Raw genomic sequence first — 19,622 nt, forward strand, 5'->3', positions numbered from 1 at the left:
CAAAGTAGAAAAGCCACTTACCCTTGAACTAAAAAGAAAAACCCTGACATGCTAGAAAAACCAGCAATGCCAAGGCTTTATGTCTTTTAATACAGCGTCAGATATTGATCACGTTCCCATTGATGCACTTGTGTTCTGTACATATCCCATTCAATTTCCTTAAGCTCATAGAAGTAAGCCAGAGCATGATCACCCAGTGCGTCAGAGATCACCTCGCTCCGAATAAGCTCAGACAGAGCTTCTTTCAGGTCTGCAGGCAGACTTGGAATACCTTCTTCAATTCGCTCTTCCTCGGACATCACGTAGATGTTGCGATCGATTGGGGCTGGCAAAGCCATCTGACGTTTGATACCATCCAAACCTGCTCTCAGCATTACAGCCAAGGCTAGATAAGGATTCGCTGCCGGGTCAGGGTTCCGAACTTCGACGCGAGTGCTCAGGCCACGAGATGCGGGGATCCGAATCATCGGACTGCGATTGCTTGCAGACCAAGCAACATAACAAGGCGCTTCATAACCTGGTACGAGACGTTTGTAGGAATTTACTGTTGGATTCGTGATCGCTGCCATTGCACGTGCATGTTTAAGAATACCTGCCATATAGTGGCGAGCTGTCTGGCTTAATCCGAGTTCATCCGTCTCATCATAAAATACGTTTTCATTGTCCTTAAACAACGATTGGTTGCAGTGCATACCGGAACCATTCACGCCGAACAAAGGTTTTGGCATAAAGGTTGCATGCAAACCATGCTGACGAGCAATGGTCTTAACAACGAGCTTGAACGTTTGAATCTGATCGGCAGCTTTAACTGCATCTGCATATTTAAAGTCAATCTCATGCTGACCAGGTGCGACCTCATGGTGGGATGCTTCAATTTCGAAGCCCATCTCTTCAAGCTTAAGAACAATTTCACGACGGCAGTTCTCACCCAGATCCATTGGAGCCAGGTCAAAATATCCGCCTTGGTCATTCAGTTCTGTGGTTGGATCGCCTTTTTCATCGGTTTTGAACAAGAAGAATTCAGGTTCTGGTCCGACATTCATCGAAGTGTATCCCATTTCTTCAGCTTCCTTAAGTACACGTTTCAAGATCCCCCGCGGGTCACCTGCAAATGGAGAGCCGTCTGGCTTGTAAATATCGCAGATCAAACGAGCTACACGATCTGAGGTTACCCATGGGAATACAACCCAAGTGTCCAAATCTGGATATAAGTACATGTCAGATTCTTCGATACGTACATAGCCTTCTATGGAAGAACCGTCAAACATCATTTTGTTATCCAAAGCTTTTTCCAGCTGGCTAACAGGAATTTCAACGTTCTTAATGGTGCCCAGCAAATCTGTAAACTGCAAACGAATAAAACGAACATTTTCTTCTTTCGCAATCCTAATGATATCTTCTCTGGTATAACTCACACTAACCTCTCCCTTTCTGTAACGACTATATGCAAATCGGCTGTATCATAAATGACTTAAATGATGAGACCGTTTTTAAGTAGAATAAACTTATGCCAAAAGGTAAGCCACAGCATTATCTTTTGTTGAAAAACCGTGATAATTCGCCTTGGATCAAAGATACCTGTCCTGGTCTTTTGCCTGCAACAAGTTGTTGCTTCAACAAACGATGAAGCTGAGTGTCGGACATTTCACGGCGTTTGACTTCCGTATCTGCAGTAATAACTGTAGCTTCCTCCGATTCCTTGGTAACCGGATTCATGACTTGTTTAATTCCTGCAATGTTTACACCCTTCTCGATCAACGCCTTAATTTCGAGCAGACGCTCTACATCATTAAATGAAAAAAGTCGTTGGTTACCTGATGTACGGGCAGGAACTATCAAATTATGCTGCTCATAATAACGAATCTGACGTGCTGACAAGTCCGTTAGCTTCATGACAATACCTATTGGAAACAAGGCCATATTTCTGCGAATTTCGTCGCCCATTTGTCATCAACCTTCCAGTGATCTATTATTCACCTTATTGTACATTTAGCTGATGCAAAGTGTCAATGATATGTTAGAAAAACTCACAATAATTTACGTTCTTTCATCGTTTGCAGAGCCATAAGTACTCCATATTTGACATGAGAGTAGGTTAAGCCCCCTTGCATGTAACCAATATAAGGCTCTCGAATCGGAGCATCTGCGGATAATTCCAAACTTCCACCTTGTATGAATGTACCTGCTGCCATAATAACCGGATGCTCATAACCCGGCATATCCCACGGCTCTGGCACCACATGGCTATCCACGGCGGCTGCGCGCTGAATGCCCTGTACAAAAGCAATTAGATGTTCTGCTCCGCTAAAAGAAATGGCCTGAATCAAATCCGTACGCTCTTCATGCCAGGCCGGTTTGGTCTCAAAACCCATTTCCTCAAAGACTGCAGCTGCGAATATACTTCCTTTAACCGCTTGCCCCACCAATGTAGGAGCAAGGAATAGTCCCTGGTATATGCCTCGTGTAGTACCTAGCATCGCTCCTACTTCTCCCCCGATACCGGGTGCTGTTAATCGGTAGGATGCCAGCTCTACATATTGATGTTTGCCGCAGATATATCCACCCGTTTCTGCAATGCCACCACCGGGATTTTTAATCAACGAACCTGCCATCAAATCAACACCGACCTGAGTAGGTTCCAGCTTCTCAGTAAATTCCCCGTAGCAATTGTCTACAAAGACAATAACGTCAGGCTTTATCTTTTTCACTCGTGCCGTCATTTCTTCAATATCTGCCACACTAAAGGAAGCTCTCCAATCATAGCCGCGTGAGCGCTGGATACCAATCACTTTGGTATTGTCATGGATTGCGGACTCCACCGCTTTCCAGTCCACTTTACCTTCTGCTGTCAGCGCTGTCTCTCCATAAGTAACACCAAAGTCCTGCAATGATCCTGTTCCGTCGCCGGGCTTACCAATCACTTTGTGTAAGGTATCATATGGTCGCCCTGTAATGTATAACAACTCATCCCCTGGTCGCAGCACACCAAATAAAGCCGTGGCGATGGTATGCGTTCCCGAGGCAAAATGCGGACGCACCAACGCTGCCTCCGCACCGAACACATCTGCATAGACTTCTTCCAGCACTTCACGCCCCCGGTCATTGTAAGCATATCCCGTTGAACCTGCAAAATGAAAATCGCTCACTTGCTTGCGCTGGAAGGCCTGAATGACCTTCCACTGATTTGCATCTACAATATGATCTATGTGCTGTATACGTTCTTGTATTTTATGTTCTACCGTTTCCTGAATTTGCTGAATTTCCGGACTAAAAACTACCATTTACCTTCTTGACCCTCTCTCTTCCGCAGCCTTAGGCTAATCATGTTATATTGTTGTTCAATTTTGAACGATAAGCATTATCATCTTATTGACCCAAAAACGTCATTAGATGTTAACTTTCTGTGAACTCACTGAGAGCATGACCATACTTTTCGTATTCGCCTCTTTGAATTTCTACCTCATAAATGACATCATTGCCATCATACTCTGTCAGCAGTACATCTCCAATTCGATAAAGCACAGATGTTAAATCCCCACGTTCCGCAGGAATACGGAATCTCAGTGTGTCACCGCTCAGATGCTCCTGAACCAGTTCGCGAATGCGTAGCAAATCCGCTTCATCAAATGCACTGATTTTCAAATAGCCTTCCCCGGAAGGAAGCATTTCCAATTGTACAGGGGTGCAAGCATCTTTTTTGTTAAACAATACAATCTGAGGCTTGTCCGCAGCCCCAAGCTGTTGCAGAATTGACTCTACAACTTTCATTTGTTCGTCACGCATGTCTGAAGAGGCGTCCACGACATGTAAAATGAGATGGGCCTCATTGGCCTCTTCCAAAGTGGCCCGGAAAGAGGCTACCAAATCATGAGGCAGATTTTGAATAAATCCTACTGTATCTGTGAGAATAACTTCTTTGCCACTCGGCAATTCCATTGTTCTGGAGGTAGGATCGAGCGTTGCAAACAGTTGGTTCTCAATATATACATCGGCAGCTGTCAGTTGCTTCAACAGTGTTGATTTCCCGGCATTCGTATAGCCAACAAGTGCCACCTGAACGATGCCAGCCTTTTGTCTGCGCTCCCTGTGTAAATACCGATGACGCGTCACTTCCTCAAGTTGGCGTTTCAGATCACTAATTCGGTCACGAATGTGACGACGGTCCGTCTCGAGCTTGCTTTCACCAGGACCACGTGTTCCGATTCCGCCACCGAGCCGTGAAAGGTTTTTACCGTGTCCAGACAGTCGAGGCAGTAAGTATGACAACTGCGCCAGTTCAACCTGGATAATACCTTCCCGTGTTTTTGCACGCTGAGCAAATATGTCCAGAATTAACTGTGTTCGGTCAATTATTTTGAGATCCAGGCTCTCTTCCAGATTTCGTACTTGAGCTCCCGAGAGCTCCTGATCAAAAATAGCTGTATTCGCTCCCAATTCTTCAGCAACTGCACGCAATTCATCTACTTTTCCTTTGCCAATAAACCATTTCGAGTCTTTGGATTCCCTATTTTGTGTGAGGACGCTCAGGACTTCAACTCCCGCTGTTTCAGCCAGCTTCACCAGTTCTTCCAGCGAATATTCCGTATTGATGCCAGATCGTTTGACTTCATCCGTAATTAAACTGACCAGTACCGCCTTATCCTGCATTTCGGTTTGTGTATCATGAGTGGAGTTCGCCATATTGTTTGCTCCTTTATTTTCATGTCAACTCTCGAACAGAAACCGACCTGATGTCAGGCCGGCCCTCGTTCGATGTCATACAATTCGATATGATTCAGATTCCTATTATCGCCTATCTTTTGTCCATTTTCAAATCCTCTGGTCGCAACGTCATCAACTCCTGCTTACCGGGTTGCCCGCTCCTGTACTGATTAAGCAGCCTGACAGCTTGGTGTCGAATCGCTTTTTCAATCACATTACGAACATAACGTGCATTACTAAATGCATGGAGACTGTCATTTCGCTCATTTAGCAAATGCTCTTTCATTTTGAGTATAGACTGAGGCATGAGAATATAATCCCTTTCCTTAGCCATCAATTCCGAAATTTGAATGAGCTGATCCACAGTGTAGTCAGGAAAATCCAACTGGATTGGAAAACGAGAAGGAAGACCAGGATTTGTCCGTAAAAAAAAGTCCATTTCTCCCGAATACCCTGCGAGGATCAAAATAAATTGATTTTTTTGGTCTTCCATGGCCTTGGCGATTGTTAGTACTTATATGTTGATTATCGGATTCTTTCTCATCATTTTCAACAAAGCCTAAATGTAAATAAACATTTATTTTATTGTCTTCATTAAGTATAACTTTTTTTACAAATAATCGCGTCACTTTTCTCTTGGTCTCCATATCTATATGGTCGTTCTCAAGCAAATATTTAAAAGATCTTAACGATTTTTGTACCAATTCAATGTGGTTTTGTTTATGAAGTACAGTTGATAAACTTTGTTCTATTATTTGTAACTCCTCTTTTATGTCATGTACCTGCATATCTACCGCTGAGACCTTATCTTCTAAGTCCTTCATTGTTTTAATAATTCCAGCCGCATACATCTCAGTGTATCGTTCACGAGATGATTCTTTTTCTTGTAAGGATTTTTCTAATTTGGTTTTCTGTTTAAGTAATTCATCAGAGTTCGAGTTTTCTGTTTGTTGTTTAACTATACGTTCAAAAAATTCTGTTGGTTCAGATATTATGTTTTTAACATACTCCCAAACAATCTTATCTACGTAATCAACTCTCCAATTACGTCCTTCACAGATTGGATTGGACTCTCCCGTCCCGACTTCCCATGATTTTTTCGTCTTATGTTGACAAACGTAATATTTTAACAGTCCATTCTTAGTTTTTGTAGTTACCCCTGACGATACTGCTGCGCCACATCGACCACAACGGCAAATTCCTTGCAATAGATAATCTTCTGTCGGTCTTCCTGGTTTGTTCTTATTCAGAAAATCAAGCCTTTTTTGAATTTTATGATATGTCTCCATTGTAATGTAAGCAGGTACAGGTATACGTCTCCATTCTTCCCTTGGTTGTGGAACTTGCTTCCTTGTTCCATCGGCATTCCTTATTACTTTAGATTTACCAAAATAAAAGTTTCCTGTGTAGGTTTCGTTTTTAAATATTCTGCTTATTGTAACCTGATACCATCTGTCTTTTTTAGGAGCTGACACATTACGTAAAGATAACTCTTCGGCAATCCTAGAACAGCTGTAATCTTTATGTAGGAGCATATCTACCATTTTCAGATAAATTTCTTTTTCTTCTGGATTCTCAACAAGTGTGTCTAGTTCGGTGTCGTAAGTATACCCATAAATTCTATTTAATCCCGGTATAAGTCCATTTTTGACTTTAGTAATTCTTCCACGTTTGGTATCTGCTAAAATTTTTGCTTTATTATATTCAGCAATACTACCTTGAATGTTAAAGTTCAACATTGATTCGGGACTCGATTTATCAAATTCGAACTCCACAAACCAGAAGTCTTTTCCCATACCCCATATACGATTAGACAGTTGGGTTTGTAAATGCAGGAAACGACTCATTCTATTGGGATGTAAAAAAATCACGTGATCTCCAATCCCATATTCAAGCAAAAATAAAGCGTAATTAATCATTGGACGATTAGGATTGTCTCCACTTTCACCATCTTCAACTAGAACCACTACTTCATCTTCGGTAATACCTTTTTGCTTGGCTAAATCCATACATCTTTCAACTTGAGATTCGATTGAGTAATTGTCTACCTGACCATCCGTAGATACACGAGCATAAATAAGAGCCTTGATCTTAGTGACCAAGGCTTCAAGCTCAGTTTTACTAAATTTTTCTGAACCAGTTAAAGTCCTGAGCATAAAGTTCCTCCTATTATCTATTTTATGATTATTTTTATGTATTAATTATATATCTTTTGGTACTAAATGAGAATACTTTTTCATGGTATTTTCCAGCCACAATGAAAATTCGTTCTTTATTTCTTCTATCGGTTTGGCATCTTCTTCGTCAACAACGTGGACTACTACTTCAAAACTATCTATATTACTTCTTTTCAATCTACTCCCCCCTCTCTATTGGTGTTGAAAGAAGGCTTTTAAATATTGTCTACAGTCTGTAAAATACTACTTTTATCATGAAATTATTTGCTGGAACCATATGTATTTATTGCGTTTTTAACAAAATCATTTAAGTAATAATGCCACTTACTTCTTTTTTTAAATCCATTAATTTCTAGCCCTATTTCTTCACATATACCTATGGGTATGCTGCTTTTATTCACTCTGCTCTTATATGTGTGACTGAGCTGATTTTGAGCAATAAATTGATACTTAACAAAATCCTTGATATGTATAAAGAAAACCTTATTGTCTGGTTCTCTAAAATTTATAATAAAACCACTTATAACATTGTCGTACTCACTAGCCTCTTTTAATTTGTCAATCTGATGCTGTTTAATTACACTCTCATCAAAACTGACCGATTTTTGTTTTGTGGACTTAAGCTCCAATGTAAAAAGATATTTCTCAGAAAACATCATACAGTCGTAATCATTTTTCGTAACCCTAATTCTGTTTCTTAGTTCCGCTGGGATAAGAGTATCCTTAATTCTGGTAAAAAATATCTTCTGAGTTGATTCGGCAGACGATTGAAAATCTCCCTCAAAGAGCTTGCCTTCATTCTTACTCATAGCAAACTCTCCATCATTTTCAATCGATCATCCAAATAATCTGTTTCTAGTTTTACTAGTTCCTCATACTTATCTTCCTTTATAAATCCATATTTATTGTACATTTCAAGTCTTTTTAATGTATGTATCTTCAATTCTTTAACAAGTTGAATATTATGACCAACTAAATTCAAATTACCATTCCTCTCCTGCAATAATTCTTTTTGCTCCATTTGCTTTCTTTAGGCATTCATAGTCATCATGAACGTTCAATCCATCGAATAAGACTAGTATTTCTTCTCCATTTATGATTGGTTCTTTACATCCCGCACAAGTTGAAAATTGATTCACCTCCTTATCTTGTGGGTCAGGGAAGTGCATACAATGATAGTTGCTATCGAATCTATCCATTTGTCTTGGAGTCATTTTCGTTAAGCAATTGATTGAGCACTGTACCTGCAACTTCCTTGTATTCTTCATCTGTCAGTTTACGTCCGATAATCTGTTCAATCTTTGATTTGCTAAAGTTGTTTTCCATCTATGCTATCCCCTATCCTATATTTTGGCTCTCTCACTTGTTACTTTTAAATTACCATTTGAGTCTATTTTGTTGATTAACATCGTTGTGTGATTTACAGGTGAGTCTCTATACCTGTAAGGTCTGAACTGTGAACCCCTTCTGTATCCATAAAGAACCAATTTATTACCCCTTCCAAACCATGTTTTTTCAACAACTTCTTTAGATCCATCAGGCTTTGGTTTTGATATCTGTTTATTATAATGAGCAAAAGCTCCATCATAGTATTTAACAGTTACTACACCATCCACTGTAAGTACGGTTACTGTATTTTTATTTTTATCTTTGTCGAGTACTGTTCCAGCTATTAAGCTCAATTTATACTTAGGTCTTGAGCCATTTCTAAATTGCATCATTTCTGTTACTACGGGTTCTTCTGGAAGACTACTATAATCAACAATCCCATATCTTTCTTTATTGATATCTTTCAATTCATGTTCTGTGTAATAAAATGAAAGTGAATCCATTTCCCATTTACTAATCGTTCCTTCTGCATATGTATTCCATTCTTTCTCATATTGCTTTGTGTTGAATAACTCCAAGACCTCTTGAGTAGAAAGCCACTCTTTAATGCCATCCATCTTCTTGTCATATTCTTTTTTGAAAGTCGACTCTCTAATAATCGGAAAGTTCTTCTGATAGTCAACGATACCTTCCCCAGAAAAGTGTTCATAATAAAATGGAGTCGAAGTTTTATCTAGCGCATACAGTTTATCTTTACCATCTTTTTTATGAATGTGTTTCATAACATACTTTCTAAAGTTGAATAATTTAACATACTTGCTCATTTCATTTGGAATGATCTTGCTCTCAATAACTGCATTTAGATTCTGAAGATTCAGTTTCGTTTTTGGTACATATAACTTGGTAATAAATTCAGTCATAATTTTATTTCGCTTTCCAAACTCTTCGAAACATCCCGCTTTAACAAGCTGCAATACTTGTGACTTTTTGATTATTGATGAATCATGCATTCTGACTAAGAAATCATTGAAGCTCTTGTATGGACGGTTTTTAATAATGTTCTGAACAACATCGTCGCCTATTCCATTGATTCCCTTCAGTCCGAAAATAATCTGATTGTTCTGGATATCGGGTTCAAATCCAAAACCTGCTTTGTTGATACTTGGCAAACCGATCAATACACCACGACTCTGCATATTACCTATTGCTGCTGCAATCTTACCGTAGTTGGTGGACTGTGCCTTGTGTTTTTCTTCTTCATCACTATCATCATCAATCGAAGCTGAGTTTACTGTTAGACAAGCAGTTCTCCAATAGATAGGATCATAGTTAATATTAAGATTGGCTTCTTGTAGAGCAATTATTGAATATGCAAGTGTATGGAGTACTGAGAAAGAATATCCAAGCTGTCTTACTATCTGAACATTCCATACATAGTCAATTATTTCTTTGCGATTTCCAAGTTCGGCACCCTTCCTATAGAAGGTATTTTTAATATCTTCAATTTCATCTGCTTTCTTCTTTGCAATTACTTTTCTCAGTTTGTTTGCGTCCTTAATTGTAAACCCTGCCACACGCTTATCCATAGAGAGCAGCATGATGGATTCCTGTGTGTCAGCAACACCATTTAACTTAAGTAGATGACTTTCCATTATTTTAATTTCATCATCGTTCAAACAGTGTTTACGGAGCTCGTCATACCACTCACTTATGTTGTTTTTAAAACGAATAAAACTGTCAATCGGAGTTTCTTTGCCATGACCACCGCCCATAAGTCTCATAAGAGAATTGGCTGAAGCTAACTCAATTAAATTTGAAGGTTTTGTTCTTTTAACTGTCTGAATTCCTATCTCTGTAGAAAACTGAAATAAGTCGGTAATACTGTCTTGACCAATTAACTCATACACTTTTGGACTCTTAATATCAATGTTTGTTGGATGTAGATATTTATTATAAGTAGATCTTAAGTTCCCTTGCCATTCCATTAGATTGTTCTCAAGCAACTTATCCAGTGAAACCCTAATTTTATCAAGACCCTCAATTGTCAAAAGATCAAATTTCATATTAGATACTGCTTCGCAATCCTCAAGACTGAACTGAGTAACATGTGTTCCATTTGGTGCAGTCATCATTGCATTAGTCTTATAGAATTCTTCATTAAATACAATTACACCACTCGCATGAATACTACGTTTATTGATAAGACCCTCAATTTTCATTGAGACTTTAAGCCAATTTTCATGTTTATTAATTTGAGTAATAAATTCAGTTACTGGCTTTCTTTCTTTCTCTTCGTCTCCATTGACGCATTCATTTAAAGTCCAACTACTTCCACGTTCAAATGGGATAAGTCCAGAAACATACATTGCTGTATCATTATCGATTCCCAAACCTCTTGCGGCAGTTTGAACGGCTGATTTAGATGCCTCGGTTCCAAAGGTACATACCTGCAATACTCGATCATCACCAAAATATTTCTTAAGTTCTCTAAAAATCTGATTTCGCTTTGCTGCTTCTGTATCTATATCGATATCCGGGAATTCTGGACGCTCTGAAGTCAGATGTCGCCAGTGGGGCATCTCAATACCATATTCAAGAGGATTAATTTGGGTAATTCCCAACAAGAAACAAATCAAGTATCCAGCAGCAGATCCACGAGCAGGCCCAACAAGGCTATTTCCGCATTCATCATCCCAAATTACATTAACAATTTCTCGTACCGTAATGTAATAACTTGCAACAGACTGATTTAGATTTTCTGAAATTCTCCAAAGCTCTCCAAGTTCAGTATCAATCCTATTTGCTACTTCATGTAACTTGGTCTTGCTATATGTATTGTAGGGCAAATGTTCATAAAACCCATCTTCAATTAGTTTAACTATAAATTTGTCTTGGGGGTTTGGAGCATGGGCCATTTTATTGATAAATTCATATTTGCTGTAGATCGATCTAAACAAACCCCGTAGTTCAAAGTCAGGTATTTCTATTTTGGGTATAACTGTTGGTTTTATGATTGTATATTCTTTGATCTTGTTGCCTATTTCCATTGTATTGTCTAAAGCTTTCTTAACGATATCGTGACTCAAGTAACTTAATCGCTCATTGATTTCTTCATGATTCTGAACAAATGTGGCCTCATAAAAAGCATCAACCTCTCTTTCCCCTTCTTTGGAGTTGAGAAATGCTTTATGGACGATGCGATCTTCTGGACGTAAGTAGTGACTGTCAGTTGTAACTATGTATTTGAGACCAAACTTTTCAGCTAGCTTTAATAATTCTTTATTACAGTAAATTTGCTCTTCACTATAGGCTGGTTGGAGCTCTAGATAGAAGTCATCTTTACCAAACACATTGATACACCATTCTGTAAATTCACAGACCTTATTGTAACTTTCTTCTGCTTTAACCTGATCATTTTTTTCAATGTGCTGTTTCATCTCAAGAAGTCCGAGACAGTGGGGTGAGCCAAGACACGCACTCGATGCAATCAAGTGACCGGGATTTTTCTCTACTACTAACTTTAAAAAATCCTTTACGGTCGGTGTACGCAACATTGGACCAGTGAAGTATGATTGACTCCAAGCCACTGAACTCATATATCTAATCTGTTCGTGACCTATTTCGTCTTTAGCCAATAGAATAAAATGAGGAAACTTAGTTAAACCGCCAGATTTATAATTGTCTCTAACCTCTTCTAGACTCTCCACAAGGTAAATTTCGTTACCGAGTATTAATTTGAAATCTTTATCTATCTTGCCTTTTTCTTTTAACTTCTCAGTTGCTTGGAGTGCCTTAACATGAGATGAAACTGATTCGTGTTCTGTAAAAGCAACTCCTCTGTGGCCCATATCGTTAACAGTTTGAATTAATTCCTCAACTCTATTGGTAGTATCTCTAAGTTTTAGATTAGAACCTCTGTCGCTGTGATTATGAAGTAGTATTGAATTGCACTGATTACACAACTGTGTGAAGCACCTCCAAATTCGTTTCTATTCAAATATTAATTTCATCATCATTTCAATTAACTATCTCGTGATTGTAGTGTTCATCACGATACTTTTTCACTCTCTTCACCTCCTTCCATAGTCGCTTCATGTTGAAATTTAGCTTTACTCTTCATGAAGCGATGGAAAAGACTATAGAGATATACTACTTTCATTCTTATTAGACGTTGTTATGTCTCTTGGAATGATATCCATCAAGTTTTGTTTGTTAATCTTACTGGGTTTATTCATAAGTCTGACAGCTTGGTGCCGAATCGCTTTTTCAATCACGTTACGAACATAGCGTGCATTACTGAAATTAGCTTTAGTTTCAACCTCGTTTTGAATAATCTCTCTTAGTTTAGCCATTGCATCACCAGTAATATTGTAGTCTTTTTCTACCGCCATCTTAACAGCAATTAACATCAGTTCATCCACTGTATAATCCTGAAAGTACAACTGAATTGGAAAGCGAGATGGTAGACCCGTATTTGTTTGAAGAAACATCTCCATTTCAATTGGATATCCAGCGAGGATAATTATAAGGTCATCGCTTCTATCCTCCATTACTTTCACAAGACAATCAATGGCTTCCTTACCAAAGTCTTTTTCTCCACCACGGGCTAGACTATACGCTTCGTCGATAAACAATATGCCCCCCATTGCTTTTTTAACTAAATCTCGTGTTTTTTGTGCGGTATGTCCAATGTATTCACCAACTAAATCTGCACGTTCGACTTCGATCAGATGACCCTTGCTGAGTATTCCCATCCTATTTAATAATCTAGATATAATACGTGCTACAGTTGTCTTTCCTGTGCCGGGGTTTCCCTTGAAAATCATGTGGTAAACTTGATTGCCGCTTTTTAGGCCTTCTTCGTTGCGAAATTTATTCACCTGTATCAAAGCATATATCTCATAAATAAGATCTTTTACCTTTTCTAGCCCGATCATTTCATTCATACCTTGGAGAATATCTGATACGGGTTCAAAGTGATTATTGGTCAATGTTGCTTTTTCGCTCTGTTCTGTGTTAAGTACTTCTTGTTGGTTTTTAAAAGTAATGTTAATTCTAGATTCGTTGACAGTAATTTGTCTAGAATTCTCCATCGCAGTAATCACCTCGCTGAGACATTATATGCCACTGAGGGATTACAACATGCAATTACTTTTTTGATTTGCTTTTTTTAATCAAAAATCAATCCAGCGATTATTTTTACTCCAAATTCAATGCTCCTTGTATATGTATTGTGGGACAAAGCCCACTTTTAAAATGAATTTAATAAATCAGACAATTTTTCCTCATGGTCTTGTTCGAATATTCCTAAATCTTTTACATCCTCTTCGTTTTCTTTCATGGTGTAGGCTTCTGAAGAAGAAGTTGACTTTTCTTGATCTGTCCAAAAATTATCTCGTGCAACGTATGAAGGACTTGTTTTACCAAAAAACAATAGCCTCAATGCCTCTCTGACCACATCGGATTTATCTTTATGTGGAGGGATATTATTCCACGCTTCAATTAGATCTTTATCTTTTATTGGTCTAAGTCTTGCTCTGGCTGCTATCTCCATGTTTTATTACCTATTTTCCCGTATCCTCTTTCTTGGGCCAATTGATCCATAAGAACTTTGTTAGGAAGATCAAGAAATTCAAAAATTAAATGTGCCGCACCACCAGCAATCAAAAAAATATCGAAATTCATATTTAAACTTTCAATTTCATTTTTAATTTGTAAAGCAAGTGATTTAAAAGCACGTTTAATGAGCAGCCTTATATCATACCCATTATATTTTCCTGAAATGACACAGGGATCTAATTCATATAGTTCTGGAGAGCTGCCTGTCATTTTGTGTATGTAAGTTTGTAATAACTTATATGCCTTTTCTACACCTACAATAACACTTTTAGACTCTTTCATTATCTTATAATTATCTAGACCTAATAGATTCAGAGTATAAAAGCCTAAATCAATAGTTAGTATTTTTTGTTTTGCTGCTTTAAGCCGAATGATTTTTCCATTTTCATTTAATAGATAGTCCATTACAATCCCAAAGCCTTGTGGAACGAGTTTACATCTTTCAACTACGGGTTGAACTAAGTAACTCTTACCTCGACCTTTTTTAATCCTATATTCTCCCTGATCAGCCAATCCCAAAAGTTTTTCTTCGAAAGCTTCTTTCTGATCAAAATAAAATTTAATAGGTAACCCTGATACTAGATCAAATTTGTTCTTTCGAGCCAAATAACCTAGTGTAGTTTTCATAATTATATCACTTGTATTAGCTTCAGCCTTATTGTCATTAAGTGAGAAGTATTTTATATCGCTATAGTTTAAAGCTAAATTCCCAACAAACATCTCATCATTATATATAAAGTGATCGGGCATAATGTTTTGATCGAACATATCCTTAGCCTCACCTATAATAGATGGCTGTCTGTAGACGATTCCACCTCCCTCTGCTTTTGTCCAACTAAATCCAAGATCAAAACTCACGGTTTTAAGCAAAATGGTACAACCTCCTTAGAAGTTCTGTGTATACAAGAGACCAATTAGGAACAATTGGTTACACCCGTGTACACTTGTAGCCTCAAACTCTAAATTGATTATACCATATCGTATTATTATTGTAAATATGATTATATTTATTTATATAAAATCAGGATTTTACGTAGATAATTGATTCATAAAACCCTTATAAACATTGACTTTTTTGAAAGAGCTATTTTGATTCATCGGACATATTACTAATTCATCTCGATCTTTTCAATATTTCCGATTTTGAAGAACTTAGGTTCATATCCAAACTCTTTTATCCATTCATGAACAACTTGAGTTAGCCGCAAATCTAAAACTTTTCTGTCTTCTGGTTTCACATCGTTAAGATAATCTATCGCTGAATCGCTCACCCGATTATAGAGGAATGTAGAGATATCATCTAAAACCTTTCTGAATTAATACGAATATCATTTAATACTTCAAATGTTTGACCAATATAGAAATCGTAGAATCCAGTTTTATCTTCATCTCCATAATAATTTTTGAAATCAAAGTGCTTTTTCCCTGCTTCAATTGCTTCAGTTCTAGTATCAAAATACTCTTCGATTCCCTCATCCCAATGCTCATTATCATTAAATGTCCATTGACCATTTTTAAAGTTCATCATACACAATCTTCTTTCCTAATCAAATTCATGTTTTACCGTAATTGTTTATATGTATTTGATAACTCAATAAACCATTCTTTATCATTCATAGCAATAGCCATATCAATCAAACACATAATAGATTCCTTGTCTAGTTCAGGCACCTCTTGAATAACAGTAGCCACTAAAACAATGTTGTTGTTATAACTATTCACATTTTCTTCAATTTGTTCGATCTCATTTATGTATGCAGCTACGTCTACTTTTCCACCAAGTTCTAATTCCAACATTCCTTTAATCTCATTCAGTGTAAGTCTCCGTTTTAATATTTCTTCTTTGTACTTAAAAGAAAGAATCCTTCCACTAAGATCCAACCTTCTTATAATAAAATCGTAATTACTTGCCATTACATCGACATCGATTTCTATTATGGGTTCACTAGTGAAATAGCCATAGTGTTTTTTGAGAGACTTTTTTAAAATTTGAAAAATATCATCTTGATTTAAAAATTTCATATGTATTATAGACCATCAAAAATGATCATCCTCCGATTGATAATATTCTGTACCGCTATTTATTTGCCATTGCCATAACTTGCTTATGTATTTTGCATATTGTTCATCTGTTATTTGTTTTGAGTCTTTTTTGTTGTTCATGATCTCCATGTACTTATTTAGTTCTATGCTTACTCACCCCTATTAGTTCTCCACTTACTTTAGTTAGCTTCAATCTCCGCTATGTCTGCCCACAATACGTGATCAACATAAATTATTAATTCTTCATTGATATCTGTTTTTGGGAAATGATATTTAGAAGAACTACTCAACTGATGAGTTATTATCTCAAAAACATCCTTATCAAACGTTTTTACTCTAATTGAATTACCATTGATTAAATTAAAAGTTAATAAGAAGCCTTTCTTCGGCATAGGCATAGATTTGCTCTTCTCATACCAATCTTCGATCTCATACCAATCTTCGTTATGTTTCCTGTCTAACACTTTACCTACACCCTTTCTTGATCAAAGTCGCCTTTTATTGTGGTTCAAAATAACTTTCAACTTTTTTAGAATTGCCGCCTAGATACATTTTAATCTCATTTAATACTCTAATAGTATCTCCAAACGCTTCCTTCATGTGTGGAGAATATTCTATAGCAGAATCCGTTGCTGCTAATATACACAGTTTTTTATCTAATTCATCAAACAAGTCGCCCAATACACTACCTTCCATGTTTCTCTCTCCAATCTTCGTAAAATGCATCTTTTACTTACATAGTGCTTCAACTGACTTTAATAGTTCTTGCTTATCAAGACCAACCACTCTGTCTCCCAACCTTATTTTCACTTCCGAAGAATCACTGTAAGATTCAAAATCAATTGTTTCTGTTGAATATGAGTTGTAGCTATCAGTTAGTAAATTGAGTGTTGTTTTCATCTTTACATCCTCCGTAAAAATACTCAGATTTGGCAAGTTCGACCCTATTGTCAGATAAATTTGGAAAAAGGTAATCCTTATTAAAAACTGTTCTGTAGAATATCCAAAAAACTTTCATTTTTATATTTACGTTAAACTCAACAATAGCTCCAGCTCTTTCCCAATATGTTGTTTTATTCTTATGGATGATTTTATATTTCTTGTTACCATAATCATAATAATGAACTTCTTTCTGAAGACTCATCTAAATACCTCTTCCCTTATAAAATATGAGTTTTACTTCAATTTTCGATAGTCTAAATAATCTAAAACAACACCTAATAAACAAACTCCAGAGAATCCAAACCAAAACCAAGGGGTTGTAGTTTGGGGATAAATCAGACCAAAAATTGCACCTACTAGACAGCAAGCAGTCATTATAGTTAATAAGTTAATAGTGAAGGTTAAAAGTTGTTTTCTGTTCAGATTAAACCACTTCCCAATTATTATAGATTGGTTTCAGTCGTTTTATCGTTCTCTGGAAAGCTTGATGCGCTGCCTGACGTGACACGCCAAGTTCGACTCCTATTTCCGATATGCTTTTCCCTTCAAAAAAGTACTTGTCAGCAACGATTCTCTCCTTCTTCGCCAACAATGTATCCATTTGTTCAACTAAATGTGTATTGAACATTTCATCCTCAACTGTCAGAAAATCTAGGTGACTGTCATTTGAAATAACTTCAGCAAGCAGTTTTTCTTCATCTGTGCCTTTTGATTTATGAAGGGTTTCATTGAAACTAATACTGGAGTACTTGCTTCGACATTTCATGCTTTTATATCTGAAATGTGCCATAAATTCTTTCCATACCACTTTTCCAAGATATGAAGTAAATTTAATATTCTTGTTCGTGTCATATGTATTATAAGCCTTCATTAGTGCTATCATTCCCATACCCACTAGATCATCAAACTCTTCTGGGACTCCACGTTTAAACCAGCGGTCAGCTAGGCTTTTAACAAAAGGAATATTATTATTTATAATCTTATCCCTTAGTTCTTTGTTATTTGTTAGCTTTGCCTCTTTAATTATCTCTTCATTGTTCAAGCTAGGATCTCTTGTATAATCTAAGGTCTTGTTAACCATGTATTTCGCCTCTACGCACACAATGTTCTATGCATGTCCCTTCTTCGGTGATTTCAAGCAAGTTCAATTGTAATCCATACGCACAAGCTCCATCAATTCCAATCTTATCACCTTTTGGATCAAACCAAATATCTTCTGAATCGTGTAGATGAATACAAGGCGTATGACCAAAAACAACCGTCTTGTCTAATCCAGTCTTATTGTTAAAGAATATATCTCTAATCCAAATGAAGTCACTCTCAGGTTGATTTCGCCAGTCTTCATAAAAAGGGTTAACTCCAGCGTGTACGAATATGTATTTATCTGTTTCATGATACAAAGGCAGCATCTCTAAGAAATCAATGTGATGCTGATAATGCTTCCTAATAAACTTTTTTGCTTTTATGTATTGTTCCCATTCAAATCCTTCTTCAAAAAAGCTAATTCCACAATAACTTTCTACAGTTTGAAATCCACCATTATTAAGCCATTGGGCATCTAACTCCTCACTATCATTGTTTATGGCAGCCACAAACATATCATCATGATTCCCCTTAAGAGCAATTACGCCCCATTCATTACTAAGTTGCATTACTTGCTCAACCATCTGTCTACTCTTCTGTCCTCGATCAACATAATCGCCAAGTAGAATGAGCTTATCCTGAGAAGGATTGTACTTTACTTTTTTCAATAATGAATTAAATTCGTCATTACATCCATGCGGATCACTAACCGCTAATGTTCTGATATGTATTTCCCCTCTTTTTAATGTATTTAGAATTTATCATATTTACGATGCCAACCACATTTAGTGCATGTTGCTGAAACTCTAGTCTTGGATGTTGTGAAATTATAGTCTGGATGGTATGTTTTAAAAATGCTCTCATCATATATCCATTCGTGCTCACATGACCAAGACTTAATTGACCAAATCAACCATTTCAAAATTTACTCTCCTTTTTATAAAACAAGTGTTTTACTGTATTATGTATTAACTAAATGTTGCTTCTGGTTCTGCTTTAGGACGAACTTCATCTTCTCCAAATTCTTCATCAATAATAATTTCTGTGTAATTCTGAGCTAGTTTCATTATCAGTAATTCAAATTCATTTAGAATTTTTAGTGATCTGAGTTCGGGTGTCTTGTCATACTGAATGTCCCAACCTTTACCCGAACGTTCTTTCCATCGCTTGAGACCAATGGAGAAGTTTACATCTTCGTCTTGTTCACACTCAAAATATATAGTGCCATATTCATAGCTATCCCAACTTTTTCCTTCGCAAAAATCAACTTCAAATTTAACATCAGTATTTTGATAATATACTCCATCATCTGTAATTACCTCAAGGTCGTCCGTACTCACATTTTCTGCCACATACTTAGTCCATCGTTCAAATAATTCAGAAACTGTGATTGTTTTTAATTTTTCCTCTGGTGTCATTAAGTCTTTAAAATTTTCAAGAATTGTTTTGTTATCAAATGAAGAATGTTTCAATACCTCCACCAGCACATCATCTAGTTTAATAATGTAGTCTGAGTAATTATAGTTTTCAATGTAAGGAACCAATATTGATTTCAATTTATCCTTTATAATTTTAGTGATATCACCATACGAACTAAATAAATCACCAAGAGCAGCATCAACACTTTTCTCAAAATTACGTTCAACAAGTTTTTCAACTGTTCCATCCTGAAGTTTTGAGGCAATTACATCTTTTGTACTTTGTTCAATTGTCACATTATTGTCTCCC

At 36.9% G+C, this 19,622-nt stretch carries 20 protein-coding genes and 2 pseudogenes; all 22 read right to left on the reverse strand.

Annotated elements, in window-relative coordinates; all coding sequences use genetic code 11:
• Window positions 1-86: 86 nt before the first annotated feature.
• On the reverse strand, window positions 87-1,415 hold the full coding sequence (gene glnA / locus ACU1JV_RS00110; RefSeq protein ID WP_013371539.1) for a type I glutamate--ammonia ligase: 1,329 nt from the start codon (window positions 1,413-1,415) through the stop codon (window positions 87-89).
• 115 nt (window positions 1,416-1,530) lie between these two features.
• On the reverse strand, window positions 1,531-1,944 hold the full coding sequence (locus ACU1JV_RS00115; RefSeq protein WP_007430683.1) for a MerR family transcriptional regulator: 414 nt from the start codon (window positions 1,942-1,944) through the stop codon (window positions 1,531-1,533).
• A gap of 83 nt (window positions 1,945-2,027) precedes the next feature.
• A complete protein-coding gene (locus ACU1JV_RS00120; protein WP_013371540.1) occupies window positions 2,028-3,281 on the reverse strand; it encodes a methionine gamma-lyase family protein in 1,254 nt (417 codons plus the stop codon).
• A gap of 112 nt (window positions 3,282-3,393) precedes the next feature.
• On the reverse strand, window positions 3,394-4,680 hold the full coding sequence (hflX, locus tag ACU1JV_RS00125; RefSeq protein ID WP_058829670.1) for a GTPase HflX: 1,287 nt from the start codon (window positions 4,678-4,680) through the stop codon (window positions 3,394-3,396).
• Window positions 4,681-4,792: 112 nt separating this feature from the next.
• Window positions 4,793-5,209, reverse strand: a pseudogene (locus ACU1JV_RS00130) (AAA family ATPase); the annotation flags it as partial.
• 502 nt (window positions 5,210-5,711) lie between these two features.
• Window positions 5,712-6,857: pseudogene (locus ACU1JV_RS00135) on the reverse strand (recombinase family protein); the annotation flags it as partial.
• 45 nt (window positions 6,858-6,902) lie between these two features.
• Window positions 6,903-7,055 carry a hypothetical protein gene (locus tag ACU1JV_RS00140; protein ID WP_446724427.1) on the reverse strand — a complete coding sequence of 51 codons (153 nt, stop codon included), beginning with the start codon at window positions 7,053-7,055 and terminating at the stop codon, window positions 6,903-6,905.
• Window positions 7,056-7,138: 83 nt separating this feature from the next.
• Window positions 7,139-7,687 (reverse strand): hypothetical protein, encoded by a 549-nt coding sequence (locus tag ACU1JV_RS00145; protein ID WP_413986323.1) that lies wholly within the window; start codon window positions 7,685-7,687, stop codon window positions 7,139-7,141.
• Complete coding sequence (locus ACU1JV_RS00150; protein ID WP_413986324.1) at window positions 7,684-7,899, reverse strand: hypothetical protein; 216 nt, start codon at window positions 7,897-7,899, stop codon at window positions 7,684-7,686. Before ACU1JV_RS00150 ends, ACU1JV_RS00145 begins: the two co-directional genes overlap by 4 nt.
• A gap of 170 nt (window positions 7,900-8,069) precedes the next feature.
• Complete coding sequence (locus ACU1JV_RS00155) at window positions 8,070-8,204, reverse strand: hypothetical protein (protein WP_413986325.1); 135 nt, start codon at window positions 8,202-8,204, stop codon at window positions 8,070-8,072.
• Between the two features lie 17 nt (window positions 8,205-8,221).
• Window positions 8,222-12,169, reverse strand: a complete 3,948-nt coding sequence (locus tag ACU1JV_RS00160; protein ID WP_413986326.1) for a PHP domain-containing protein — start codon at window positions 12,167-12,169, stop codon at window positions 8,222-8,224.
• Window positions 12,170-12,343: 174 nt separating this feature from the next.
• Window positions 12,344-13,300 carry an AAA family ATPase gene (locus tag ACU1JV_RS00165; protein WP_413986327.1) on the reverse strand — a complete coding sequence of 319 codons (957 nt, stop codon included), beginning with the start codon at window positions 13,298-13,300 and terminating at the stop codon, window positions 12,344-12,346.
• Window positions 13,301-13,458: 158 nt separating this feature from the next.
• A complete protein-coding gene (locus ACU1JV_RS00170; RefSeq protein ID WP_413986328.1) occupies window positions 13,459-13,761 on the reverse strand; it encodes a hypothetical protein in 303 nt (100 codons plus the stop codon).
• On the reverse strand, window positions 13,752-14,696 hold the full coding sequence (locus tag ACU1JV_RS00175) for a ParM/StbA family protein (protein WP_413986329.1): 945 nt from the start codon (window positions 14,694-14,696) through the stop codon (window positions 13,752-13,754). The genes ACU1JV_RS00170 and ACU1JV_RS00175 overlap by 10 nt, the downstream gene beginning before the upstream one ends.
• A 430-nt stretch (window positions 14,697-15,126) precedes the next feature.
• Window positions 15,127-15,354: a hypothetical protein gene (locus ACU1JV_RS00180; protein ID WP_446724428.1), complete on the reverse strand. Its 228-nt coding sequence runs from the start codon at window positions 15,352-15,354 to the stop codon at window positions 15,127-15,129.
• 32 nt (window positions 15,355-15,386) lie between these two features.
• Complete coding sequence (locus ACU1JV_RS00185) at window positions 15,387-15,848, reverse strand: IDEAL domain-containing protein (RefSeq protein ID WP_413986331.1); 462 nt, start codon at window positions 15,846-15,848, stop codon at window positions 15,387-15,389.
• A 200-nt stretch (window positions 15,849-16,048) separates the two neighbouring features.
• Complete coding sequence (locus ACU1JV_RS00190; protein ID WP_029517903.1) at window positions 16,049-16,333, reverse strand: hypothetical protein; 285 nt, start codon at window positions 16,331-16,333, stop codon at window positions 16,049-16,051.
• Between the two features lie 34 nt (window positions 16,334-16,367).
• Window positions 16,368-16,565 carry a hypothetical protein gene (locus tag ACU1JV_RS00195; RefSeq protein WP_029517904.1) on the reverse strand — a complete coding sequence of 66 codons (198 nt, stop codon included), beginning with the start codon at window positions 16,563-16,565 and terminating at the stop codon, window positions 16,368-16,370.
• Window positions 16,566-16,740: 175 nt separating this feature from the next.
• The gene (locus ACU1JV_RS00200; RefSeq protein WP_413986332.1) at window positions 16,741-17,013 is read right to left on the reverse strand and encodes a hypothetical protein; all 273 of its coding nucleotides are present in this window, start codon (window positions 17,011-17,013) and stop codon (window positions 16,741-16,743) included.
• Between the two features lie 222 nt (window positions 17,014-17,235).
• Window positions 17,236-17,892, reverse strand: a complete 657-nt coding sequence (locus ACU1JV_RS00205; protein WP_413986333.1) for a sigma-70 family RNA polymerase sigma factor — start codon at window positions 17,890-17,892, stop codon at window positions 17,236-17,238.
• Window positions 17,885-18,652: a metallophosphoesterase family protein gene (locus ACU1JV_RS00210; RefSeq protein WP_413987575.1), complete on the reverse strand. Its 768-nt coding sequence runs from the start codon at window positions 18,650-18,652 to the stop codon at window positions 17,885-17,887. The genes ACU1JV_RS00205 and ACU1JV_RS00210 overlap by 8 nt, the downstream gene beginning before the upstream one ends.
• A 210-nt stretch (window positions 18,653-18,862) precedes the next feature.
• Window positions 18,863-19,609 carry a hypothetical protein gene (locus ACU1JV_RS00215; protein WP_413986334.1) on the reverse strand — a complete coding sequence of 249 codons (747 nt, stop codon included), beginning with the start codon at window positions 19,607-19,609 and terminating at the stop codon, window positions 18,863-18,865.
• Between the last annotated feature and the right edge of the window lie 13 nt (window positions 19,610-19,622).

This window comes from Paenibacillus sp. T2-29, from assembly GCF_052921365.1.

Coding starts and splice junctions, on each gene's coding strand:
- ACU1JV_RS00185 (WP_413986331.1), bottom strand. CDS start 15,848: ATGAAATTTTTAAATCAAGATGATATTTTTCAAATTTTAAAAAAGTCT.
- ACU1JV_RS00200 (WP_413986332.1), bottom strand. CDS start 17,013: ATGAGTCTTCAGAAAGAAGTTCATTATTATGATTATGGTAACAAGAAA.
- hflX (WP_058829670.1), bottom strand. CDS start 4,680: ATGGCGAACTCCACTCATGATACACAAACCGAAATGCAGGATAAGGCG.
- ACU1JV_RS00145 (WP_413986323.1), bottom strand. CDS start 7,687: ATGAGTAAGAATGAAGGCAAGCTCTTTGAGGGAGATTTTCAATCGTCT.
- ACU1JV_RS00155 (WP_413986325.1), bottom strand. CDS start 8,204: ATGGAAAACAACTTTAGCAAATCAAAGATTGAACAGATTATCGGACGT.
- ACU1JV_RS00120 (WP_013371540.1), bottom strand. CDS start 3,281: ATGGTAGTTTTTAGTCCGGAAATTCAGCAAATTCAGGAAACGGTAGAA.
- ACU1JV_RS00150 (WP_413986324.1), bottom strand. CDS start 7,899: ATGGAGCAAAAAGAATTATTGCAGGAGAGGAATGGTAATTTGAATTTA.
- ACU1JV_RS00205 (WP_413986333.1), bottom strand. CDS start 17,892: ATGGTTAACAAGACCTTAGATTATACAAGAGATCCTAGCTTGAACAAT.
- ACU1JV_RS00115 (WP_007430683.1), bottom strand. CDS start 1,944: ATGGGCGACGAAATTCGCAGAAATATGGCCTTGTTTCCAATAGGTATT.
- ACU1JV_RS00170 (WP_413986328.1), bottom strand. CDS start 13,761: ATGGAGATAGCAGCCAGAGCAAGACTTAGACCAATAAAAGATAAAGAT.
- ACU1JV_RS00180 (WP_446724428.1), bottom strand. CDS start 15,354: ATGATGAACTTTAAAAATGGTCAATGGACATTTAATGATAATGAGCAT.
- ACU1JV_RS00195 (WP_029517904.1), bottom strand. CDS start 16,565: ATGGAAGGTAGTGTATTGGGCGACTTGTTTGATGAATTAGATAAAAAA.
- ACU1JV_RS00165 (WP_413986327.1), bottom strand. CDS start 13,300: ATGGAGAATTCTAGACAAATTACTGTCAACGAATCTAGAATTAACATT.